Annotated in this window: 18 protein-coding genes, 1 tRNA gene and 1 other RNA gene; all 20 read left to right on the plus strand. The window is 69.0% G+C overall.

The window, feature by feature from the left end:
• Positions 1–28: 28 nt before the first annotated feature.
• The gene (ybgF, locus tag V6B97_RS05365; protein WP_333505470.1) at positions 29–1,042 is read left to right on the plus strand and encodes a tol-pal system protein YbgF; all 1,014 of its coding nucleotides are present in this window, start codon (positions 29–31) and stop codon (positions 1,040–1,042) included.
• Between the two features lie 34 nt (positions 1,043–1,076).
• Positions 1,077–1,520 carry an NIL domain-containing protein gene (locus tag V6B97_RS05370; RefSeq protein WP_333505471.1) on the plus strand — a complete coding sequence of 148 codons (444 nt, stop codon included), beginning with the start codon at positions 1,077–1,079 and terminating at the stop codon, positions 1,518–1,520.
• 325 nt (positions 1,521–1,845) lie between these two features.
• A complete protein-coding gene (locus V6B97_RS05375; protein WP_333505472.1) occupies positions 1,846–2,592 on the plus strand; it encodes a protein phosphatase CheZ in 747 nt (248 codons plus the stop codon).
• A 239-nt stretch (positions 2,593–2,831) separates the two neighbouring features.
• Entirely contained in the window at positions 2,832–3,761 is a 930-nt protein-coding gene (locus tag V6B97_RS05380) for an NAD(P)/FAD-dependent oxidoreductase (RefSeq protein ID WP_333505548.1), read from the plus strand.
• Between the two features lie 135 nt (positions 3,762–3,896).
• Positions 3,897–3,972, plus strand: a tRNA-Ile gene (locus V6B97_RS05385).
• Between the two features lie 188 nt (positions 3,973–4,160).
• Positions 4,161–5,195, plus strand: coding sequence for a Nif3-like dinuclear metal center hexameric protein (locus V6B97_RS05390; protein WP_333505473.1), 1,035 nt, complete (start codon positions 4,161–4,163; stop codon positions 5,193–5,195).
• A gap of 18 nt (positions 5,196–5,213) precedes the next feature.
• Complete coding sequence (locus tag V6B97_RS05395; RefSeq protein WP_333505474.1) at positions 5,214–5,963, plus strand: zinc ribbon domain-containing protein; 750 nt, start codon at positions 5,214–5,216, stop codon at positions 5,961–5,963.
• Between the two features lie 26 nt (positions 5,964–5,989).
• An RNA gene (gene rnpB / locus V6B97_RS05400) (RNase P RNA component class A) lies at positions 5,990–6,353 on the plus strand.
• Positions 6,354–6,725: 372 nt separating this feature from the next.
• Positions 6,726–8,057 (plus strand): 2-C-methyl-D-erythritol 4-phosphate cytidylyltransferase, encoded by a 1,332-nt coding sequence (gene ispD, locus V6B97_RS05405; RefSeq protein WP_333505475.1) that lies wholly within the window; start codon positions 6,726–6,728, stop codon positions 8,055–8,057.
• A 203-nt stretch (positions 8,058–8,260) separates the two neighbouring features.
• Positions 8,261–10,012 (plus strand): long-chain-fatty-acid--CoA ligase, encoded by a 1,752-nt coding sequence (locus V6B97_RS05410; RefSeq protein ID WP_333505476.1) that lies wholly within the window; start codon positions 8,261–8,263, stop codon positions 10,010–10,012.
• Positions 10,013–10,085: 73 nt separating this feature from the next.
• Complete coding sequence (locus V6B97_RS05415; RefSeq protein ID WP_333505477.1) at positions 10,086–10,661, plus strand: D-aminoacyl-tRNA deacylase; 576 nt, start codon at positions 10,086–10,088, stop codon at positions 10,659–10,661.
• Positions 10,648–12,039, plus strand: coding sequence for a PP2C family protein-serine/threonine phosphatase (locus V6B97_RS05420; RefSeq protein WP_333505478.1), 1,392 nt, complete (start codon positions 10,648–10,650; stop codon positions 12,037–12,039). Before V6B97_RS05415 ends, V6B97_RS05420 begins: the two co-directional genes overlap by 14 nt.
• Positions 12,040–12,111: 72 nt before the next feature.
• Positions 12,112–12,582, plus strand: a complete 471-nt coding sequence (locus tag V6B97_RS05425; RefSeq protein ID WP_333505479.1) for an ATP-binding protein — start codon at positions 12,112–12,114, stop codon at positions 12,580–12,582.
• A complete protein-coding gene (locus V6B97_RS05430) occupies positions 12,531–12,875 on the plus strand; it encodes an STAS domain-containing protein (RefSeq protein ID WP_333505480.1) in 345 nt (114 codons plus the stop codon). The genes V6B97_RS05425 and V6B97_RS05430 overlap by 52 nt, the downstream gene beginning before the upstream one ends.
• Before the next feature lie 121 nt (positions 12,876–12,996).
• Entirely contained in the window at positions 12,997–14,142 is a 1,146-nt protein-coding gene (locus tag V6B97_RS05435) for a FapA family protein (protein WP_333505481.1), read from the plus strand.
• An 89-nt stretch (positions 14,143–14,231) separates the two neighbouring features.
• Positions 14,232–16,136 (plus strand): CgeB family protein, encoded by a 1,905-nt coding sequence (locus V6B97_RS05440; protein ID WP_333505482.1) that lies wholly within the window; start codon positions 14,232–14,234, stop codon positions 16,134–16,136.
• A 60-nt stretch (positions 16,137–16,196) separates the two neighbouring features.
• On the plus strand, positions 16,197–17,816 hold the full coding sequence (locus V6B97_RS05445) for a glycosyltransferase family 9 protein (protein WP_333505483.1): 1,620 nt from the start codon (positions 16,197–16,199) through the stop codon (positions 17,814–17,816).
• A 274-nt stretch (positions 17,817–18,090) separates the two neighbouring features.
• Complete coding sequence (locus tag V6B97_RS05450) at positions 18,091–20,073, plus strand: flagellar hook-length control protein FliK (protein WP_333505484.1); 1,983 nt, start codon at positions 18,091–18,093, stop codon at positions 20,071–20,073.
• A 9-nt stretch (positions 20,074–20,082) separates the two neighbouring features.
• Positions 20,083–20,844 carry a flagellar hook assembly protein FlgD gene (locus V6B97_RS05455; RefSeq protein ID WP_333505485.1) on the plus strand — a complete coding sequence of 254 codons (762 nt, stop codon included), beginning with the start codon at positions 20,083–20,085 and terminating at the stop codon, positions 20,842–20,844.
• A gap of 66 nt (positions 20,845–20,910) precedes the next feature.
• Complete coding sequence (locus tag V6B97_RS05460) at positions 20,911–22,548, plus strand: flagellar hook protein FlgE (protein ID WP_333505486.1); 1,638 nt, start codon at positions 20,911–20,913, stop codon at positions 22,546–22,548.
• Positions 22,549–22,820: the final 272 nt, after the last annotated feature.

Genomic DNA, 22,820 nt, shown 5'->3' on the forward strand with positions numbered 1-22,820 from the left:
AAGTGAACCGAAAGGCGGACCAAAAGCCATGAAAACCCGCATCCTTTCCCGTCGTTTCCTTCCCGTCTGCTCCCTGGCGGCGCTGGTGGCCCTTTCCGGCTGCGTACGCCAGGAAGACGTGGACGCCCTCAACTCGCGCGTCATGCGCCAGGACCAGCAGATCCAGATGCTGAACTCGCAGCTTTCCGGCGTGCAGCCCGCGCAGGCGGACACCTGGTCGCAGGTGCAGTCCACCCGGCAGGAAATCGCCACCCTGCGCGGCCAGATCGACGACATGCAGATGCGCCTGAACGCCACCGGCGACCAGAGCCGCGACCTGCCCCAGATGCGCGAACAGCTGAACCGCCACGATATCGCCCTGCGGCAGATGGCCTCGCAACTGGCCATCGACATCGACAGCGTGCTCGCCGCGCCCGCCCCCACGGGGGCCGCAGGCGGCGCGGTCTCGTCCACCGGCACGACCCATGCGGGCGATCCCAACGCCCCGGTCCTGCTCGTAAACCCCGGCAAGGAGAACGGCTTTGTCGTCGCGCCATCGAGCCAGCCCACAGGGCCGGTCACGGTGCCCCCGGCGCAAAGCGGCACCATGTCCGTGACCAGCGCGGAACCCTCCAAGGGGACCGCGACTACCGCCGCCAAGCCCGCCGCCGCTGCCGCCGCTGCCGTTGACACGGCCCAGGCGCTGTACGACCAGGGCATGACGGCGTTCAACGAACGGCGCTACAAGGATTCGGTGAAGGCCTTCACCGATTTCACCAACACCTTCGGGGACCACAAGCTGACCAGCAACGCGTGGTTCTGGCAGGGTGAAGCGAACTTCCAGCAGCAGGACTTCGCCCGGGCGGCGCTGGCGTACGAACAGGTCATCTCCAAGTATCCCAAAAGCTCCAAGTACGCCTCGTCGCTGCTCAAGCAGGGCATCAGCTTCTACAGGCTCGGCAAGAAGGACGCCGGCAAGGTGCGCCTGGACGAGCTGATCAAGAAGCTGCCCGATTCGCCCGAGGCGCAACGCGCCAAGAAGTTCCTGAGCGAGAACAAATAATCCGAGTACCCGGAGTTCCGGCCCGGAACCAGTCATGAGCGAACAACAGACCAAAACCTACCGCAAGAACATCCATCTCACGTTCCCGCCCGAAATCTCCGGCAAGCCCATCGTGAGCGACCTGGTGCGCAGGTACGACCTTACGGTCAACATCCTGAAGGCCCAGATCACCCCGCGCAAGGAAGGCTACCTGACCCTGGAGCTTTCGGGGGGCGAAGAGAACTGTCTGAAGGGCATCGCCTACCTGCGCGAGCAGGAGATAACCGTCACCGACGTCTCGCAGCGCATCTCGCGCGACGAGGAAAGCTGCATGCACTGCGGCATGTGCACCGCCATCTGTCCCACCTCGGCCCTGGCCATGGATACCGCCCTTCGGGTGGTGGTGTTCGACAAGGACCGCTGCACCGCCTGCGGACTGTGTACCCGCGTGTGCCCCGTGGGGGCCATGAACGTGGAAGTGGAGAACGGCGGCCTGTAGACACCGCTGCCGCATCGGCTTTGCCCGCATCGGCTTTGTAATGACACTCCCCGGCGGGGCGTACGCGGAACACACCGCGTACGCCCCGCTTTTTTCGAGCACCCCGCCGCCCTGCCCGTCGCCCTGCCCGCCCGGCGGCGCGGGACGCGGAAACGCCTCCTCCCGCACGGGCACAAGGCCGTGCATCACTTCGTTTTCCGCTTTTCCGGCGGCCCGCTATCTGCTAGGTTCGCCAATGCGGGCTTCCGGCCTTCGATCACGGCCCACGTTTTCCGTCCGTACGGCCGCCACCCCGTGGCGCACACACCACCAGCAGGAGCGCAGCATGGTCACGCAGGAAGAACTGCTCGAAAACGTGATGGAACGCGTGACGAACAACCTCGTCGTCAACATCCGTGACGTGCTTTCCGCCACCATCGAGCGGGAACTCACCACCAACCTCACCCGCGCCCTGGTGGAAAGCGAATTCTACCGCCGCATCAGCGACGACATGCGCGGGGGCCTGCAAACCATCTACCGCGAAATCTCCACCGCCGCGAAGCCCGGCGCGCAGGAAGCGCCCGAAGACGCCCAGCCCGTGCAGCGCGAGGACGCCGACCGCCTGTTCAACGAGGCCTCACGCCAGTTGGACGAAATCCTGGTCACCACGCAGGAAGCCACCGAATCGATCATGGACGTGGTGGAGGTGCAGATCGAACGCCAGAAGGAGGCGGCCGTGCTGCTGGAGGCCGTCCGCGCCGGGGCGGGCGTGGAGCGCGCCCTGGAGCGCATGGTGCAGATCAACACCGAACTGGGCGAGGGGCTGGTGGAAATCCTGACCACCCTCGGCTTCCAGGACCTGACCGGCCAGCGCATCAAGAAGATCATCGAGGCCCTGCGCACCATCGAAAGCACTGTGGTGGAACTCTACCTGTCCACCGGCCTGCTGATCCGCGCGCGCGAGGAAACCCCGGAAAAGGACATCTCGCAGATCGAGGCGGAAACCCGCCAGGTGGTCTCCGAACTGAAGGGGCCGCAACGCGGCGTCTCGCAGGAAAACGTGGACGACCTGCTGGCCCAGCTCGGGCTGTAGGACCGCAAGAGCCTGCCGGGTGCGCGGGGGATGCAGACGGCCGGGCGGCGGGGCGGCGGGAGTCGCGGCCTCTCCGAACGCCCCCTTGCCAGCCGCTTCGGACTGCCTACTTTCTGATTCGGCGCGCCATGCGCGGGCGGTCCCCCCTCTCCCGCAGTCCCGCGCGCCGCTCCGGAAACCGCAACAGACGCACGGCCGCGCCGCCCGCGCCTTTCCTCACGGAGATGCCCATGTCCGACATGTCCGCTTCCGCCGCAGCATCCGCCTCCACCCCCCTGGTGATCATCGGCTCCGGCCCGGCCGGGCTTTCCGCCGCCATCTACACCGCCCGCGCGGGCATTCCCACGCTGGTGCTAGGCAGCGCCCCCAAGGTGGCGGGCGACTACGAGATCGACAACTACTTCGGCTTCGACGAGACCATCTCCGGCCGCGACCTCATCGAACGCGGCCGCAGGCAGGCCGAACGCTTCGGCGCGCAACTGCGCGAGGAACGCGTGCTGGCCGTGCACCATGGCGACGCCGGCGGCTTTCACGTCAAGACCGACAAGGGCGCATACGACGCCTGCGCCGTGGTGCTGGCCACGGGCGTTGCCCGGGTGCGCCCCGGCATCGACAACCTGGGCGGCTACGAGGGCAAGGGCGTGTCCTACTGCGTGAGCTGCGACGGGTTCTTTTATCGCGGCAAGCAGGTGCTGGTGCTGGGCGAGGGCATCTTCGCGGCCAACCAGGCCCTGGAACTGACCCAATACACCCCCCACGTGCGCATCTGCACCCAGGGCAAGGAACCCGTGCTCACCCCCGACTTCCGGCAGCGCCTGGCCGACGCGGACATCGCCGTGGACACCCGCAAGATCGCGCGCCTGGCCGGGGACAACGGCCTTGAGCGCGTGGTGTTCGCCGACGGCACGGAAGAGGCGGTGGACGGCCTGTTCGTGGCCATGGGCGAGGCGTCGTCCCTGGACTTCGCCTACTCGCTGGGTGTGGAGCGCAAGGGCGTGTTCCTGATGGCCGACGACGAGCAGCGCACCAACATCCCCGGCGTCTTCGCGGCGGGCGACTGCACCGGCGGCTTTCTGCAGATCGGCGTGGCCGTGGGCGAAGGGGCCAAGGCGGCCCGCTCGGCCATCGCCTTCGCCAAGGAGCAGTGCGGCGTGAAGAAGGCCGGATAGCCGGGGCGGACCTGGCGACGGCCTGCGGGCGTCCGGCTTGACAGCCGCACCGCCTGGGCGTATCAGATTCGGCTCACCGGGCAGCATTCCGGGCGTCGGATCGGAACGACGGGCCGGGCCGGTCCGGATGCGCGTGGGCCTATAGCTCAATTGGCAGAGCCCCCGGCTCATAACCGGTTTGTTGCGTGTTCGAGTCACGCTAGGCCCACCACATCTTTCCCGGGCAGGCGCGCGCCGCCCCGGCACCGGGCGCCATCAGCGCCCCCTGCCGCCAACAGAGCAACGGGACAGGAACGCGGACATTGGAGCAGCACCAATTCCGGAACCACGCCTTGCCGCTTCGAGGGTGCTTGCGCCGCGTTCATCCGGCGAAGCACCCTCTTTGCTTGGGGAAGATGCATGAAACGCTCTGAAATAATTAACGTTATTGAAAAAACAGCGGTTCCGGCCTCCGCCGCCCAGTGGGACAGGTCGGGCATGCAGGTGGCCGGGCACGACGCCGAGGCCACGGCCCTGGCCGTCTGCCTCGACCCCACCCCCGCCGCCGTTGCCGCCGCCCTGGACCTTGGCGCGGACGTCATTCTTTCCCACCATCCGCTGGTCATGACGCCGCGCGCGCTGGACACGCTGGACGACCACCACGCCGTGGCCTCGGCTGTGCTGGCGCGCGGGGCATGGCTGTACGCCGCGCACACCTCGCTGGACGCCAACCCCGACGGCCCCGTGGGCTGGCTGGCCCGCGAACTTTCGCTGGCGTCGCCCGTGGTGCTGGAACCCACCCTGCGCCAGGAGCGCGTGACCCGGTGCATCGTGGCCGCCGGTGCGCCCTCTCCCCGCTGGGCAGACCTGCCCGGCGTGCTGGCCTGCCGGACGCTGGGCTCCGCCGCCGTGATCAGCTGCGAGGCCGCCGCCTGGCCCGCCATCCGCGCGGCCATCGTATCCGACGTTCCGGAGGACGCCGCCCCGGCCTTCCTGCCCGCCGAGCCGGAACTGCCCGCGCGGGTCTTCGGCTTCGGCCTGGTGGGCGACCTGCCCGAACCACTCGAATTTTCCGCCTTCGCCCGGCGCCTGCACGACCTTGCCGGACGCGCCCACTGCCACGTCAGCGGCCCCGTCCCCAGCGTGGTGCGACGGGTGGGCTACTGCACCGGCTCCGGCAGTTCGCTGGCCGATGCGGCCTTCGCCCGTGGCGCCGACGTGTTCGTCACCGGCGACGTGAAATACCACACCGCGCTGGAAGCCCGTGGCTGCCTGCTCGACGTGGGGCACTTCGCCCTTGAAGAGGAAATGATGCGCCGCTTCGCCGACGGCCTGCGCGCCGCGCTGCCCGGCCTGCCCGTGCATTTCCTGCCATCCAGCGATCCATTGCGGCTGCACCTGCCCGCCTCGCCCACGGGCACGGGCGGCGGCCGCGTTCCGGAACATCCGGCCTAACCCGCATTTCAGGAGGATATGACGTTGAGCCTCTATCTCAAGCAGATCGAACAGCTTGTCGCCCTGCAAAAGGTGGACGACCACATCTACGGCATCAAGGCGGAACTCAAGAACGCGCCGCAGGAAGTGGAAGGGTTGCAGCAGCGCTTCGACGTCCTCGAGGAACAGCGCAACCGCCTCCTCGACAAGCTCACCCACCTGAAGGAGCAGGAAAAGCGCCTCGGCACCGAAATCGAGGACGATTCCCTGCGCATCAAGAAAAGCAAGTCCAAGCTCATGCTCGTGGGGAACACCAAGGAATACCACGCCATGATGCGCGAAATGGACAACATGGAAAAGATGAACCGCTCGCGCGAAGAGGAAAAACTCGCCCTGGCCGAGGAACTCCAGCGCCAGACCGAAGCCATGGCCGAAATGGACGAGCGCTACACCAACCTCAAGGCCGACCTGGAAACCAAGAAGGCCAGCCTGGACGCGCGCCTGACCGAGGCGGGCGCGGGCCTGGCCGACCTGGAATCCCAGCGCAACGCCGCGGGCAAGGAAGTGCCCCCGCCCGTGCTGAGCCGGTACGAGTTCATCCGCCAACGGCTGGAAAACCCGGTCATCGTGCCCGTGGACAAGGGCGTGTGCTCCGGCTGCCACATCGCCATCCCGCCGCAGAGCTACATCGAGTTGCAGAAGGGCCACCAGATCCTCAGCTGCCCCAACTGCCAACGCCTCATCTACTGGAGCGAACACTTCTGCGTGGAAACCCCGGCCGCCGAATAGGCCGGACCGCCGCGCATCCACTTTCGGGAGCCGGACGGGCTGTCGCCGCGGGTCGCAAGGTCCGGGGAGGAAAGTCCGGGCTCCGCAGGGCGGGACGCTGGGTAACCCCCAGGACGAGCGATCGTCGGACAGGGCCACAGAAAACAGACCGCCCGGCAGGCACGCCTGCCGGGTAAGGGTGAAACGGTGGGGTAAGAGCCCACCAGCTGGCGCGGCGACGCGCCAGGCTCGGTAACCCCCGTCCGGAGCAAGACCAAATAGGGAAGCGTTCGAGGCCTGCCCGGCCGATGCTTCCGGGTCGGTTGCTTGAGGGCGTCGGCAACGGCGCTCCTAGAGGAATGACAGCCGCCCGCAAGGGTACAGAACCCGGCTTACAGTCCGACTCCCGAACGTTGATTTTGATCGGGGAGGGGACCCTTTGACGCGCTGCGGTCCTCATCCGTAAGGTTCGCGCGTTGCGCTCACCTAACGGCTGAGGCAAAGGGTCTCCCTCCCCGAACCCCTCCCCCCCAAACTTTTTCATTGGGGGGTTGTTTTTCCCGAAAACAGAACGGGGGCAGGGCAAGGCGCACATTGCCAATTGAGCACCCTGCCCTGATTGAAAAGTACGTATGGTGAGGGTACGAATTAGGGGGCTTTGCGGCAGCTGTTAGCCGAACGCGAAGCGTGAGGCTTACAGATGGCGACCGCAAAGCGCAAAGCCCCCTTCCCCCCGTATCTTTCCCCTCTTCCCTCTCCACTCTTCTTTTCAAAGGACCGTACATGCACGCATGGGCCATCGTTCTCGCGGCGGGCAGCGGCACCCGGCTGGCGGCGGCCGGGCTGTCCACGGCCAAGCAGTTCCTGGAACACCGGGGCGCGCCGCTGTACTGGCGCTCGGCGCGGACGTTCGCGTCGGTGGCGCGGCTGCGCGGGCTGGTCTTGGTGTTTCCGCAGGACAGGCTGGAGGCCGAGCGGGAACGCCTGACCGCGCTGGACGCCGGGCGCACCCTGGGCGTGCCGTGGCGGGTGGTGGCGGGCGGCGCGCTGCGGCAGGATTCCGTGGCCGCGGGGCTGGCGGCCCTGCCCCGTGTATGTGACGCGGTGCTGGTGCACGACGCGGCCCGGCCGTTCGCCACGGCCGCGCTGTCCAACGCGGTGCTCGACGCGCTGGCCGCAGGCGCGCCGGGGGTGGTGCCGGGCATTGCGGTGACCGACACCATCAAGCAGACGGAACACGGCGTGGTCACCCATACCCCGGACAGGTCCGGGCTGGTGGCCGTGCAGACCCCGCAGGGCTTCGCCCTGGCCTCGCTGCGGCAGGCCCACGAACGCGCCCGCGCCGAGGGCTGGACCGTCACCGACGACGCGGCCCTGCTGGAACGCTGCGGCCTGCCCGTGCACGTGGTGGCCGGAGAGGCCGCCAACGCCAAGATCACCACGCCGGAGGACCTGGCCATGCTGGACGACGACACCGCCCGCGACCCGTGGGACGCGCGCAAGGGTCAGGCCCGCCTGATTCCCTGCACCGGCTGGGGCTACGACGTGCATCGCTACGCGCGGCAGGAAGACACCGGCCGCCCCGGTCAGGTCAGTCAGCCGGGCCGCCCCATGAAGCTGGGCGGCGTGCCCATTCCCGGCGGGCCGGAGGTGGTGGCCCATTCCGACGGCGACGTGCTGCTGCACGCCCTCACCGACGCCCTGCTGGGGTGCGTCGGCGGCGGCGACATCGGCCAGCATTTTCCGGACACCGACGCCGCGCTGGACAACGCCAACTCCGCCGTGCTGCTGGACGAAACGCTGCGCCTGACGCGCGCGGCCGGGCTCGAAATCACCAACGTGGACCTGACCATCATCGCCCAGGTGCCCCGGCTGGCTCCGTGGCGCGAACAGATCCGCCGCAACGTCTGCCGCCTGCTGGCGCTGGACGAGACCATGGTGAACGTGAAGGCCACCACCGAGGAAAAGCTGGGCTTCACCGGCGAGAAGAAGGGCCTGAAGGCCGTGGCCGCCGTCACCGGGTTGCGGCCCGTGCGGGTTGCCCGACCCGGTGATTCCAGCGATTCCGGCGCTGCCGGGGATGCCGGGGACACAGGCGCTACCGGCAGCGCCTGACGCCCGCACGCACGCGGCATCCCCGCCCTGCCCATGGGGCTTGCGCGGGCGCGAACCGCATAGTACAAACCTGAAGGTTTGCCTTCCATCCCCTTGAACACACGAACAATACGGGCCTGCGCCAGCGCCCGTGCGCCGTACCTGCCGTGCCGGGCCGGGCGGAACGCGCGGAATGACGTGGCGGGCACGGTCCGCCACCACGTATGACCGAACCCAACACCTCCGCCGATTTCCCCTGGCTGGCCAGCTACGACGCAGGCGTCCCGGCCCGCATCAGCTACGAAACCTATCCGCTGTTCACCCTGCTGGACAGGGCGGCGGAACGCACCCCCCGCCGCACGGCCATCGCCTTCCGCAACTACCGCATAAGCTACGCCAGGCTCCGCCAACTGGCCGAGGTCATGGCCGCCAACCTGCGCGCCCAGGGCGTGCGGCGCGGCGACAAGGTCTCGATCATGCTGCCCAACCTGCCGCAGACGGTCATCGCCTTCTGGGCGGTGCTGAAGGCGGGCGGCGTGGTGGTGATGACCAACCCGCTGTACATGGAAAAGGAACTGGTCCACCAGATCCATGATTCCGGCGCGCGGTTCATGATCGCCCTCGACCTGGTGTGGCCCAAGATCGAGCCGTTGCGCGAAAGGTTGGGCATCGACAAGTACTTCCTCACCCGCATCGGCGACGGGTTGGCCTTTCCGCTCAACGTACTGTACGCCTTCAAGGCCAAGCGCGAGGGCACCTGGCGCGACCTGCCCCTGGACGGCAGGCACGTGCTGCCATGGAAAACCCTGCTCAAGGGCAAGACCCGCTATTCCACCACCACGTGCAACCCCACCGACGACCTCGCCGTACTACAGTACACCGGCGGCACCACCGGCATTTCCAAGGGGGTCATGCTGACGCACCACAACATGTCGGTGAACGTGCAGCAGATCACCACCATCCTTGGCGACGCTTGCGACATGGACCACTGTTTCCTGGGCCTGATGCCCTACTTCCATGTCTACGGGCTGACCACCTGCCTCACCCTGCCCACGGCCCTTTCGGCCACCGTCGTGCCCTTTCCGCGCTACGTCCCGCGCGACGTGCTGGTGGGCATCCAGAAGCACAAGCCCACCATCTTCCCCGGCGCGCCCTCCATCTACATTTCGCTGATGCAGCAGAAGGAGGTGGGCGACTACGACCTGACCTCCATCCGCTACTGCATCTCGGGCTCCGCGCCCATGCCGGTGGAGCACATCAAGCGGTTCAGGGAACTCACCGGCGCGCAGGTCATCGAGGGCTTCGGGCTGACCGAGGCCTCGCCGGTCACCCACCTGAACCCCATCCACGGGGTGAGCAAGCCCGGCTCCATCGGCATCCCCTTCCCGGACACCGAGGCGCGCATCGTGGACATGGAAGTGGGCCTGGTGCCGCTGCCCGCGGGCAAGGTGGGCGAACTGATCATCCGTGGCCCGCAGGTCATGAAGGGCTACTGGAACCGCCCGGACGAAACCGCCAACACCCTGCGCAACGGCTGGCTGTACACCGGCGACATCGCCACCATGGACGAGGACGGCTACTTCAGCATCGTGGACCGCAAGAAGGACATGTTCCTGGTGGGCGGCTACAACGTCTACCCGCGCGAGATCGACGAGGTGTTGCACGAGCACCCCAGAATCAAGGAAGCGGTGACCGTGGGCGTGCCCCACCCCACGCGCGGCGAGATCATCAAGGCTTTCGTGGTGGTGAAGCCCGGCGAAAAGCTGACCAAGGCCGAGGTGGTGGCCCACTGCCGCGAAAAGCTGGCCAGCTACAAGGTGCCCAAGCAGGTGGAATTCCGCGACGACCTGCCCAAGACCGTGGTGGGCAAGGTGCTGCGCCGCATCCTGCGCGCCGAGGAAGAAGAGAAGTTGAAGGCGGAACTGGCCGCGTCACCGGCGGACACCGCCGCTTCGGACGAGGACGGGGCGCAGTAGGCCCGTCCGCCGCGCGGCGGACGGAGGCTCGCGCTCCGGCGCAGCCACCACACCCACGCCAAAGGAAAGGGCCATGCGACTGCTGTTGCAACGGGCGCGCCGGGGAACGGTGGCGGTGGGCGGAGAAACCGTGGCCGCCATCGGGCCGGGGCTGGTGGTGCTGGCGGGCTTCGGCCCGCGCGACACCGGCGCGCTGCCCGGCGAGCCCCGCTGGGCGGGCATGATCGACAAGCTGCTGGATCTGCGCGTGTTTCCCGACGACGCGGGAAAGATGAACGTGGGCCTGCGTGAATGGGCCGTGCCGCGGGACATGCGCGGCGCGGGCGGGACCGGCGTCATTCCGGACGGGACAGGCGCTATTCCGGGCGCGCCCTTGGGCGAACTGCTGCTGGTGCCCCAGTTCACCCTGCACGCGGACTGCCGCAAGGGCCGCCGCCCGTCGTTTTCCTCCGCCGCGCCGCCCGCCGTGGCCGCGCGACTTTTCGACCAACTGACCGCCGATATTGACGCACGCCTGCCGGGGCGGGTACGCTGTGGCATCTTCGCGGCCGACATGGACGTGTCCCTCGTCAACTGGGGGCCGGTGACCATCTGGCTGAGCGACGACGACCTCTTTCCGGAGCGGCGACCACCCCATGGCGGCGGATGACATCACCCTTCTCATCGCCGCGCCCTCCCCGCTGACGCGCGAGGCGCTACGCCGCCTGCCCGGCGCCGGCCGCACCGTGCTGCGCGCCGCCACCCTGGCCGAGGCGCTGGACCTGCACGCCGCGCGGCACCCCCACGTGGTGGTCATCGACGCCGTACTGCCCGATCCGGCACCCCCCGGCAGCCCGAACAGGCCGGACAGGCCGGACATGGCGTCACACGTCACCGCCCCTCCGCCGCCACCCTACGACCCCGTGCCGCCTCCCGCCGTGCATGCCGCGCATGCGGGCGACCACCGTCCCGTGCTCGACCTGGTGCGCGCCATTCGCGCCGAGCGGGGAGACGAGGACGTGTTCCTCATCGTGCTCACCGAACCGGAAGACCACGACCTGCGGGCCGAAGCCCTGGCCCTGGGCGCCAACGACGCCCTGCGCCTGCCGCTGGAACCGCTGGAACTGGATGCCCGCGTGGCCGTGGGCGCCCGTCAGGCCCGCATGGCCCGCCGCCTGCGCGCCTATTCCGACCGCCTGACCCGCGAGATGGCCCGGGTGGCCGAGTTGCAGATGCGCCTTCTGCCCTCGTCCTCGCCGTACCTGCCGGGCCTGCACGTGGAAAGCCTGTACCTCCCGTCCGGCGACGCCAGCGGCGACTACTTCGACTATTTCCTGCTGCCGTCGCGCACCGGGGCAGAGGCCGCCCCGGCCACGCCCCATGCCCCTCACGCTCCCGATCCAGGGGACGGCCCGGTGCTGCGGGTAGTCATCGCCGACGTGTCCGGCCACGGAGCCCGCGCCGCGTTTCTCATGAGCATCGTGCGCACCCTGGTGCGCGCCCAGAACGACGGCGCGGCCGCCCGCCACGCCGACGGCATGCCCCCCCAGCCGCTGACCGAGACCGTGCGGCGCATCAACCGGCACCTGGTGGATATCATCGGCGGCGAACCGGACTTCGTCACCCTGTTCGCGGGCGACATCGACTTCGGAGCGGGCACGCTGGAATACGTCAACGCCGGGCACTGTCCCGCCCTGCTGCGCGGCGGCGACGGCACGGTGACCCGCCTGCCCTCCAACGCGCCGCTGCTGGGGTTCTTCAGCGCCGATTTCGCGGCGGAAATGCGCCCCTTCCCGCCCGGCAGCCAGTTGCTGCTGTTCACCGACGGTCTGCACGACTGGACGGTGCGCGGCGGGGCGCGCCTTGGCCCGGAGCGGTTCATGGAGATGACCGAACCCTGCCTGCGCGCGGGCAGCGACGTGCTGGCGGCCATGGAGGCGGCCCTGCGCGAAGCGGCGGGCGGCACGCCGCCCTTCCGCGACGACGTCACCGCCCTGTGGATACGCCGCGATGGCCCCATCGTGGGTGAACTGGTCAAAACCGACTGACCCAACAGGCCCCGACTGACCGGGCAGGCCGGACGCCTAACGCGGCCACCTTCATCAATGGGTATACGCGCCATGCACAGCTACGAATTCTCCACCACGGCCCTGCGCGAAACCTACCGTCCCTTCGTGCGCGGCATCGCCGGCACCATGGCCGCCTACCTGGCCACGCCCGCGCTGGTGCACCCGCTGGAACTGGTCACGGCCGAGGCGTGCGCCAACGTGGTGCGCCACGCCTACCCGGCGGGGCAGCCCGGTCCGCTGCGGGTACGCCTGACGGTGAACCCGCGCGTGGGCATGGCGCTGGCCGTCACCGACTGGGGGCGCGGCCGCGCGGCATGCCCGCTGCCCCCGCCCGATATGCCGGGAGTGGCGTCCGAAGCCACGTCCGGACGGGGCTTGCGCATCATCGCCTGCCTGTGCGATGCCGTGACGGGTGAAACCGGCCCGGACGGCAACACCCTGCACCTGCAATTGGCCATCCCGGAGGAACAATGGCGCACCTCGAACTTGACGATCACGGAAACATCCTTGTCGCGGTGCTGACGGGCGAACTGCCCCTGGCCAACGCCACCGAGGTCCGCAACGAGCTGGAACGGCTGTTCGCCCGCAAGGGCGTGTCCGACGTGGTGCTGGATCTTGGCGCCGTGTCGTTTATGGACAGTTCGGGTCTGGGCACCCTGGTGGCCGCCAGCACCAAGGCGCGCTCCATGGGCCGCCGCCTGCTGCTGTACCGGCCCACGCCGGAGGCGGTGCACACCATGGAAACTGCGCAGCTCACCGGATTCTTTCCCATCCTCGGCGACGAGGAGGATTTGCTGGCCCTGCTGCCCGATTAGTGCCCCTGCCACAGGGGCAAGGTGCGGCACGGCAACCGCAAGAACACGCCCATCCCCCGCCCGCAGTCCGGATACGCGGCGCGCCACGCGGCGCCGCAGGCACAGCCCACGGAGAGCGCCCATGCCATATTACCTGCGCCACCATTTCGAACCCGACTTCGACTACATGCACCTGAAGCCCAAGGCGGACGATGCCGGCAACATCGACCGCTACAACCTCGGCTACGTCCAGAACGTGGTGAAGGGGCAGGTGCTGGCGGAACTGGTGCCGCTGGAAGAGGCGGGCGAAGGCCCGCCGGACCCGCGCTACGTGTACGACGTCGCGCCAAAGGAACTGCCCTGCGGACCCAACTGCGCGGTGGACCCCGCCGCGTCCACGCGGGTGCTGGCCGACGCCAACGGGTACGTGTTCTACCACGACGGGCTGATCACGGTGAAGAAGATGCTCAACGTGCGCCGCGACGTGGACTTCCACACCGGCAACATCTTCTTCGTGGGCGACCTGGCCGCCCATGCCGACGTGAAACCCGGCTTCGAGATCCAGGCCGACAACATCCTGATCAAGGGCGTGGTGGAAGGCGCGGTGGTGCGCGCCCGGGGCGCCATTGCCTGCGAAAGCGGCATCAAGGGCGGCAAGGGCTGCCTGCTGGACGCGGGCGACACCCTGCGCGTGCCCTTTGCCGAAAACGCGGAGCTGCGCTCGCACGGCAACATGTACATCGAACGCTTCGCCCTGCACTGCCGCATCTACGCCGGGGCGAACCTGGTGGTGAAGGACCGCGTGCAGGGCGGCACGGTGCACGGCGCGGGCGTGGTGTACATCGAAAACCAGCTGGGCGGCGCGCAGGGCACCCCCACCAAGGTCAATCTGGGCTACGACCCGTTCAAGTTCCGCAAGATCACCCGGCTTGAAGAAAACATCCGCGACCTTCGCCAGCGCATCATCCATTACGAGGCCGTGGCCGCCGACACCCCGGCGGGCAAGGAGGAACCGGTGCGCCGCCTGGAGGCCGCGCTGAAGAAGATGGACCGCCTGCTGCGCCAGCGAGCCGCGCTGTGGGAAGACCTGAAGCGCGGCGGCCCCATCGCCGAACGCTGCCGACTGGTGGTGCCGGGGCGGATCATGCCGGGCGTGGAGATTTCCATCGAGGAATCGTGGATGGAAGTGCGCGAGGAATTGCGCGACGTGCGCATCGTGCTGCGCGACGGCGAACTGGCGGTGGAATCGCCCGCCTTGACGCCAGCCCAGGCCCACGCCACCCGCTGACGGGCCGCGCCGACCCTACGACACCTCCGGGCGCACCCACAACCGCACCGCAACCGGGCCTTGCCCGGCGCAAAGGCATTTCACCGACCATGCCGCCAGTTGACGAAACCCCACGCGAGGCCGCGCCCCGCCCGAAGATCGCGGCGCGGGCCGTGCCGTCCCGATCCGCCCCCGGCGCGGCGGATGCAGGTCATGCATCCATCGCTGGCGGGGATGACGCCTGCGCGGACGTGGCCGACGTGGAAGTGACCGTGGACGGCCGCACCATGCCCATGCTGGGCGCTGGCGGCCCGGCGCGCGAACTGGCCCTGCTGGCCCCCTACGAGAAACTTCTGGCGGAAGCCCGGCCCGCATCGCCCGGCGAGTCCGCACAGGCAGTCCCGCCAGTCCTGCCCGTTCTCCTGGGCGCGGGCACCGGCGCGGCCCTGGCCCGCCTGCTGGAACTGCGCCCCGGTCCCGTGGCCGTGGTGGACCGGTCCACGGAAATCCTTGCCGTCACCCGCATGCGCGACCGCCATGCCGACGCCACCGCCGCCGGGCGCATCCTGTGGGTGACCGACGACGACGCGGACGCGGCCCTGCGCACGCTTACCCGCTGGCAGTACGAAAACGGCGGCCTGCAACTGCTGCCCCTGCCGCACCCCTTCTACCTGCGCCTGGACCGCGCCCATTACGCCCGGCTGCGCGACGTGCTGTCCGCCAGCGCCCGCTTCAATTTCTGGGAACGGGCCGCCTACCCCAGGTTCGCGGACCCGGCCGCCCTGCCGCGCGTGCTGCTGATCACCAGCCAGTATTTCCTGATGGGCGAGATCGTCACCGCCTGCCAGCGCCTGGGCGTGCCGCACCACCTGCTCACCCTGGACGACGACGAGGTGGGCCGGGGCGAGTTCGTGGAAAAGCTGCTGCGCGCCGTGGTGGAATTCCGGCCCGACTTCGCCTTCACCATCAACCATCTGGGCGTGGACCGCGAAGGCGTGCTGACCGACCTGCTGGAAAAGCTGCGCCTGCCCCTGGCCTCGTGGTTCGTGGACAACCCGCACCTGATCCTCTACCTGTACCGGCGCATCGTCAGCCCGTGGACGGCCATCTTCACCTGGGACGCGGACAACCTGCCCTCGCTGCGCGACCTGGGCTTCGAGCACGTGGCCTACCTGCCCCTGGGCACGGACCCGGTGCGCTTCGCTCCGCCCGCGTCGCCGCCGCCCGCCAGCCATCCGTGGCGGGCGCGGGTGTCGTTCGTGGGCAATTCCATGGTCTACAAGGTGGCCCACCGCATGAAGGCGGGCAAACTGCCCGCCGCGCTGCTGCGCTCGTACCGCGAGGTGGCGGCGGGCTTCGGCGCGCACGGCGAGCGGTCCGTGGGGGCCTACCTGCGGGCGCACCAGCCGCAACTGGCCGTCGTGTACGACGGACTGGGGGGACTGGGGGGGCCGGATGGTCCGGACGGGCTGAACGGGGCCGAGCGCCGCCTGTCCTACGAGACCATGCTCACCTGGGAGGCCACCCGCCAGTACCGCGCCGCCTGCGTGGCGCGCACCCTGCCCTTCGCCCCGCTCATCGTGGGCGACCGGGGCTGGCGCAAGGTGTTCCGCACCGCGCCCGCAGGCTGGCGGCTGCATCCGGAAATCAACTATTACAGTGAACTGCCCGCGTTCTATCCCCTGTCGGAGATCAACTTCAACTGCACCAGCAAGCAGATGAAGGGCGCGGTGAACCAGCGGGTGTTCGACGTGCCCGCCACCGGGTCGTTCGTGCTCACCGACTGGCGCGACCAGATCGAAAACCTGTTCGAACCCGGCCGCGAGGTGGTCTGCTACGCGGAGCCGGAAGAGGCCGACGACCTGCTGCGCCGCTACCTGGACCACCCGGAAGAGCGCGCCCGCGTGGTGGCCGCCGCGCGCAGGCGCATCCTTGCCGAACACACCTACGAACACCGGCTGCGCGCGCTGCTGGACCACATGCGCCGCATCTTCGGCCCGGCCCGCGCCAGGTAGCCGCCCCACGCCCATGCCAACGCCCACACCAAGGTCCACACCGAGGTCCACACCGAGGCCATGACCGCCGCCACCACGCCCGTCATCACCCCGCCGCCCGCCGCGCCCGCGCCGGACAACGCATCCGTGCCGGACAACGCACCGGGAGCCCCCATTCTGGTGTTGCAGATGCAGCGCATGGGCGACCTGGTGCTGACCTTTCCGCTGCTGGCCTGGCTGCGGGCGGAGCACCCGCGCCGCCCGCTGTGGGTGGTGGGCGAGGAGAAATTCTTCCAAGGGCTCATGCCCATCGGGCCGGAAGCGGTCTTCTTTCCCTACGCCGCAGCCCACCGGCTGCGCCAACGCCGCTATCATCTGGTGATCAACCTCAGCCACCGGCCCGAGGCCGCCGTGCTGGCCGGGCAGTTGCGGGCCGACGCCCGGTTCGGCCCGTGCCAGATCGGTGAAGGAACCGGTGAAGGAACGGGGCCGGGAACAGGCGCGGGCGGCGGCCGGACCACCTACGTACACGGGCGCTGGCAACTGTACCGCACCTCGCTGGTGCACAACAACCGGCACAACCAGTTCCACTGGGCCGACCTCAACGCGCTGGACTGCATCCCCCCGGCCCGCCTGCGGTCCACCGACTGGCCCGCCCCGCAGCACCAGGGGCGCGACCCGCTACGCGTGGGGCTGTTCCTGGGGGCCAGCGAGCCGGAAAAGCACCCCGGCGCGCCGTTCTGGGCCACGCTGGCCCGCGACCTCTTGCGGCGCGGGCTGAAGCCGGTGCTGCTGGGCGGCCCGGCGGAAGCCGCGCTGGGCGCCGACGTGGCCCGCCGCGCCAGCACCCCGGCCCTGAACCTGTGCGGCCGCTTCACCCTGCCGGAACTGGTGGCCTTCACCCGCTCGCTGCGCCTGCTGGTCACTCCGGACACGGGTCCCATGCACGTGGCCGCCTGGACCCAGACCCCCACCCTGAACCTGTCCATGGGACCGGTAAACGCCTGGGAAACCGCCCCCTTCCCCCCCGGCCACCACGTGCTGCGCGCCACCATCAGTTGCGTGGGCTGCTGGCGGTGCACCCAGCCATCGGTGCTCTGCCGCGACAGGTTCGACCCGGTCCGGGTGGCCTCGCTGGTGCACGCGCTGCTGCGCGAGCAGGACGCGGCCCCCGCACTGCCCCCCGCCTCCACATCTTCCCCCGGAGACGGCGCGGAAACCTTCGCCCCCGCCTCGCGCCTGGCCCGGCTGCGCCTGCCGGGGCTGGAACTGCTGCGCACCGGGCGCGACGCGCTGGGCCTGTTCGACCTCGTTCCCCTGTCCTCGCCCGGGGGTGGACCGGAAGCCGCGCCGCGCCGCCTGTTCGGCCTGTTCTGGAAGGCGTTCTGGGCCTGGCGGCTCGGCCTGCACGGCGAGGCCGCCGCCCGCCGGGCCTGGGCCGATCTTGCCGCCGCCTCCCCCCGCCTGGCCGAAGCCCTGCGCCGCGCCCTGTCCGGCCTGGGCCGCGACCTGGCCCGCGCCCTGCGCGGCCTCGGCTCCGGACAGGCCACGCTGCCGCCCGACTTCTGGCACCGCCACCCGCCCATGCTGCGCCCGCTCACCGGCTACCTGCACATGGCCGTGCAGAACGCCGACGCCACTCCCGCCGCCTGGGCCGAGGCCCTGGAACTGGTGGAGGCCCTGGCCGCCCTCACTGCCTGATCCGCGCCCCGGCGCATCCGCCCCGCGCACCCTCCCTGCCGTCCAGCCCCGCTCCACCGGCCCTGCGGCGCGTCTCCTTCTCCCACGATCTTCCTCCCGCCCCGCGCGACCATCAAGAATGGTCAAGAATTGCAAACGCCGCCCGCCCGGCACGCAGCCACGCACGGCAGGCATTGCCGGGCGGACCCTGCGCATGCTCCGTAACCAGTTGAAATCATGCCGCACAAAATTTTGGAACGGTCCTTGTAATTCATTGGCCGCAAGGAGCCCCGGCATGCATATTTTTCCCTTCCTTCCCGAGACCGCAAAGGCGCCGTCCGACGTGACGCGGCGCTCCAAGGTCACTGCCAGCACCCTCGACTTCGCGTCCGTGCTTGCGGAAAAGGCGAACCCGCGCTCGCTCTTCGGAGCGGGGTTCGGCGCGGGCAACTCCGCCCTCCGCACCGCCGCCGGCGCGGCCACGGAAGCCAAGGGCAAGGTGCGCAGGGGCGAGGACGGGGGCGTGCTCACCGCGCCGGGCCAGATCAGCCTTTCCTACCAGGATGTGCTTTCGCTGCGGAATCAGCTGGAAAAGAGCGGCATCTCGCCCGACCGGCTGGAACGGCTCGCCCAGATGGCCTCCACCCCCGGCACCTACTCGCTGGGCCAGGTCATCTCGGCCCTGCGCAAGGACGGCCCCTACGCCAACCTGGACGCCGACGGCGCCGTCACCACCGTCCTGAACGGCAACCAGCGCCTGGACGCCAAGCAGTTCCTGCAGAAGATCGGCATGCTGCCCGAGGAAGCGGACAACATGCTGGCCCAGATGGACGCGGGCAACACCGACGCGGTGTGGAAGGCCCTGAGCGGCAAGCTGACCGGCAAGCTGACCGGCAAGACCGACGGCGACGCCATCGACGTCAACGTGGCGGAACTGGAAGCCATGGCCAAGGGCCTGCGCCTGTCGCCCGAAGTGCTGGCCGCCATGAAGACGCTGTTCGGCGGGCAGACGGAGATTTCCACCACCGCCTCCGGGCTCAAGTCGGTGCTGGTGCCCGCCGGGCAGGAAATGGCCGCGCGCGAGCAGGCCGATCGCAATCTGGCCTCGGCCCTGGGCTCCGCGCTGGACCCGGTGTTGCAGGCGGCCAAGAAGTCGGCCGACCGCATCGAGCAGTCCGACCGGCGCGGCGACCGCGCCGCCCAGCGCAGCGAAGTGCTGATCCGCGAAGCCGCCACCGGCAAGGGCAACGGCAGCGGCGTGGCCCCGGCGCTGGACGCCGAACGCCGCGACGGCGGGTCCGCCAACGCGGGCAAGACCCGCCAGTCGGGCCTGATGCGCACCGGGGGCAGCACGCAGGAGCACGCCGGGCCATTGTCCGATCCGCGCCAGGCGGCCCAGGCCGGCCAGGCCGCCGGCGCCGTGCAGCAGAACCTGTCCGCCGGCAACGATGGCCGCAACAATGCTCACAACGGGGGCCACACTGCCGGGCAGCAGGCGCAGGTGGCGCAGGGCAATGCCTCGGCGCAGGCGTTCGGCCTGGACAAGTCGCAGTCCTCCCAGCCGGGCGACGGTAAGGGCTCGGCCTGGCAGCAGGAACAGCACGGCCGGTCGTCCACCGGTAGTGGCGGCAGTGGCGGCAGCGGCGGCAGCGGCGACCCGTGGGCGGAACTGCTGCGCAGGATCGACGTCAGCCCGTCCCTGAGCGGCGCGGCCCAGGGCATGTCCGCCGAGGCAGCGGCCAATGCCGCCAATGCGGCGGGCGCGGCGCAGCGCCAGGGTCAGGCCCTGACCCCCTATCTTTCCGAACAGGCGGCGGCCCAGCTGGAGCGCGGCATCCTCACCTCCATGCAGGATGGCACCCGCCAGTTGACCATGAAGCTGGACCCGGTGGAACTGGGCAACGTGACCGTGGTGCTTTCCGTGCGCAACGGAGAGGTCAAGGCCACCATCCGCCCCGACCGCACCGAGACCGCGCAGGCCATCAACGACCAGTTGCACGTGCTGCGCACCGCGCTGGAACAGCAGGGCCTGAAGGTGGACCGGCTGGAAGTGCAGACCCAGTTGCAGGACAACTCGTTCTCGCAGGCCTGGCAGGACGCGGCCCAGCACAACGCCGGGCAGGAACAGCAGGCCCGCAGCGCCGAGCGCGAGCGCTACCGCCGCCTGCGCCGCCTGCGCGAGGACGGCGACGACACCGGCGCGCAGGCCGTGGACGCGGCCGCCACCGCCGGACGCCCGGCAACTCTTACCGCCTCCGGGCTCGACATCATCGCATAGGAGTCCACCATGGCAACCAGCCCCGTACTCGGCCAGGCCGAGCAGGACTTCGACAGCTACCTTGGCGCCAAGACCAAGAACGATTCGCTGGACAAGCAGGCGTTCCTGAATCTTCTCGTGGCCCAGCTGAGCCACCAGGACCCGCTGAACCCCATGGACGACAAGGAATTCGTCGCCCAGCTGGCGCAGTTCACCAGCCTTGAGCAGCTCACCAACATCTCCACCGGCATCACCGACCTGAACGCGAGCGCCAAGCAGCAGCAGATGTCTTCGGCCGTGGGCTACATCGGCAAGGAAGTGACCGCCGGCGGCTACCAGATCAGCAAGTCGGCCACGTCCACCAGCACGGTGTTCTTCACGGTGCAGGAACAGGTGACCAACGGCTACATCAACATCTACGACGGCGAAATGAACCTGGTGCGCACCGAACTCATGGGCGCCAAGCAGGCCGGCACCTACTCGTACCAGTGGGACGGCAAGGATTATCAGGGCTCCACCGTGCCGGACGGCATCTACGCGGTGGCCATGTACGGAGAAGGCGCGGACGGCAAGGCCGTCTACATCACCACCCAGGTCACCGGTCAGGTCAACGGCGTGGTCAACGTGGACGGCGAACCCTACCTGCGCCTGGCGGACGGCCGCCACATCGCCTTCAGCAACGTGTCCGAGATCGTGGCGCCCAACACCACGGGCGGCGGCGACACGGACGACGGCGATTCCGGGGATGATTCCGGAGACGATTCCGACAGCGGCACGGACAGCGAAAGCTAGCGCCCTGCGGAACGACAGCAAGCACACCACACCCCCTGCGGGTGCCACGGACACAGGAGGTCGATCATGAGTGTCACGGCAAGTATGTGGACCGGCGTTTCGGGACTGCTGGCCCACGGCGAGAAGATGAACGTTCTCGGCAACAACATCGCCAACGTCAACACCGTGGGCTTCAAGGGCTCGCGCATGGACTTCCAGGACTTCATCAACCAGGACGTCTACAGCGCGGCCGGGGTAAGCCAGGTGGGACGCGGCGTGTCCATCGGCGCCATTTTCGGCGACTTCAGCCAGGGCGCCTTTGAAACCACCAACGAGGCCACGGACCTCGCCATCGGCGGCAAGGGCTTCTTCCAGGTGCGGCCCAAGGGGCAGGAGACCGCGTACTACACCCGCGCGGGCAACTTCCGCTTCGACAACGACGGCTACCTGGTGGACCCGCACGGCTACGTGTTGCAGGGATGGGAAATCGAAAAGGCCCGGCCCTCGCTGTCCACCTCCACCGCGCAGGTAACCACCACCACCTCGCAGATCAAGGGGGCGGGCTCGCCCAAGGACATCAAGCTCGACGGCTTCACGGCCGAGCCGCAGCACACCTCCACCATCACCTCGGCGCACAACCTCGACGCGCGCGACGGCGGCGACAAGTCGGTCAACGCCACAGACCCGTTCTTCTCGGTGTTCAACAACTGGGACGGCTCGGCCTCCACGCCGCTGGCCGACAGCCGCTTCGCCTACCAGACCACCATCAAGGTCTACGACGAGGGCGGTACCGCCCACGAACTGACCATCTACTTCGACCAGGTGTCCACCGACACCGTGGACAACGCCGCCAGCGGCAAGCGCTACTGGGAGTACATGGTCACCATGAACCCGTCGGACGACCTGCGCTCCGTCAACGGCCTGAACTTCGCCGGCACCTCGGCGGCGGGCATCCTGATGACCGGCACGCTGACCTTCGACACCTCCGGCCAACTCACGGACATGACCGCCTTCACCATCGCCAGCGGGGCCACCGGCGACCTGAAGGACCTGAACAACTGGGTGCCCACCACCTTCTCCAACAACGGCTATCCGCTGTTCGTGGCCAACTTCTCGGGCGTCGCCAACGCCAGCTACACCTCGCCCACGGTGCCCACGGAAGCCGAGCCGTACCTGATGGAACTGAACTTCGGCCTGCGCAACCTCAGCAACGCCTGGGGCAGCGCACCGGCCAGCGCCGCCGCCATCGGCAGCAACGCCAGCAACCTTGGCGGGCTGGGCGCGCAGGGCGAACGGCAGTCCACGTCCATGACCAGCTACGGCGGCTCGTCGTCCATGATCTTCCAGAAGCAGGACGGCTACACCTTCGGCTTCCTGCAGAACATCACCGTGGACCAGGACGGCATCGTGCACGGCCGCTACTCCAACGGGGTTATCCTGGACCTGTACCAGATCACCCTGTACGACTTCACCAGCCCCACCAACCTGCGGCGCGAAGGGGGCAACCTGTTCTCCGAAACGCGCGCCTCGGGCGACGCGCTGGCGGGTCCGGCCAATGCCAACGGGTACGGTTCCATCAACTCCAACTCGCTGGAACAGTCCAACGTGGACCTTGCCCGCGAGTTCGTGCAGATGATCACCACCCAGCGCGGCTTCCAGTCCAACAGCAAGGTCATCACCACAACGGACACCATGCTTGAAACCGTCGTGAACATGAAGCGTTAGCGACGGATCATGATCGACCGGCGGACGCGGGCCCGAACCCGCGTCCGCGCCGTGTCGGCGGGAGCGCCCCCGGCGTCCCCCCGTGCAACATCCCGGACTGCCCCCGAGGGGCGCAGGCCGGGATGTTTCGCGTTGGCGCGGCGGGGCATGGGCGATGCGCGGGCCGGGGAACGCCCGGCGGGAGTCGACAGGCAGGGAGCCGGGAGGCGTGGGAAGAGGCGGAGGTGGGCCGGAAAGGGGGAAGCGGGGCGGCAAGCGGGGACGCTCGCCTT

The organism is Nitratidesulfovibrio sp. 1201_IL3209 (assembly GCF_036763125.1).
In the GTDB taxonomy this organism is placed as follows: Bacteria; Desulfobacterota; Desulfovibrionia; order Desulfovibrionales; family Desulfovibrionaceae; genus Cupidesulfovibrio.

Bases quoted from the DNA above. Each gene is read 5' to 3' on its own strand.
- ybgF (WP_333505470.1), top strand. From the start codon at position 29: ATGAAAACCCGCATCCTTTCCCGTCGTTTCCTTCCCGTCTGCTCCCTG.
- V6B97_RS05370 (WP_333505471.1), top strand. From the start codon at position 1,077: ATGAGCGAACAACAGACCAAAACCTACCGCAAGAACATCCATCTCACG.
- V6B97_RS05375 (WP_333505472.1), top strand. From the start codon at position 1,846: ATGGTCACGCAGGAAGAACTGCTCGAAAACGTGATGGAACGCGTGACG.
- V6B97_RS05380 (WP_333505548.1), top strand. From the start codon at position 2,832: ATGTCCGCTTCCGCCGCAGCATCCGCCTCCACCCCCCTGGTGATCATC.
- V6B97_RS05390 (WP_333505473.1), top strand. From the start codon at position 4,161: ATGAAACGCTCTGAAATAATTAACGTTATTGAAAAAACAGCGGTTCCG.
- V6B97_RS05395 (WP_333505474.1), top strand. From the start codon at position 5,214: ATGACGTTGAGCCTCTATCTCAAGCAGATCGAACAGCTTGTCGCCCTG.
- ispD (WP_333505475.1), top strand. From the start codon at position 6,726: ATGCACGCATGGGCCATCGTTCTCGCGGCGGGCAGCGGCACCCGGCTG.
- V6B97_RS05410 (WP_333505476.1), top strand. From the start codon at position 8,261: ATGACCGAACCCAACACCTCCGCCGATTTCCCCTGGCTGGCCAGCTAC.
- V6B97_RS05415 (WP_333505477.1), top strand. From the start codon at position 10,086: ATGCGACTGCTGTTGCAACGGGCGCGCCGGGGAACGGTGGCGGTGGGC.
- V6B97_RS05420 (WP_333505478.1), top strand. From the start codon at position 10,648: ATGGCGGCGGATGACATCACCCTTCTCATCGCCGCGCCCTCCCCGCTG.
- V6B97_RS05425 (WP_333505479.1), top strand. From the start codon at position 12,112: ATGCACAGCTACGAATTCTCCACCACGGCCCTGCGCGAAACCTACCGT.
- V6B97_RS05430 (WP_333505480.1), top strand. From the start codon at position 12,531: ATGGCGCACCTCGAACTTGACGATCACGGAAACATCCTTGTCGCGGTG.
- V6B97_RS05435 (WP_333505481.1), top strand. From the start codon at position 12,997: ATGCCATATTACCTGCGCCACCATTTCGAACCCGACTTCGACTACATG.
- V6B97_RS05440 (WP_333505482.1), top strand. From the start codon at position 14,232: ATGCCGCCAGTTGACGAAACCCCACGCGAGGCCGCGCCCCGCCCGAAG.
- V6B97_RS05445 (WP_333505483.1), top strand. From the start codon at position 16,197: ATGACCGCCGCCACCACGCCCGTCATCACCCCGCCGCCCGCCGCGCCC.
- V6B97_RS05450 (WP_333505484.1), top strand. From the start codon at position 18,091: ATGCATATTTTTCCCTTCCTTCCCGAGACCGCAAAGGCGCCGTCCGAC.
- V6B97_RS05455 (WP_333505485.1), top strand. From the start codon at position 20,083: ATGGCAACCAGCCCCGTACTCGGCCAGGCCGAGCAGGACTTCGACAGC.
- V6B97_RS05460 (WP_333505486.1), top strand. From the start codon at position 20,911: ATGAGTGTCACGGCAAGTATGTGGACCGGCGTTTCGGGACTGCTGGCC.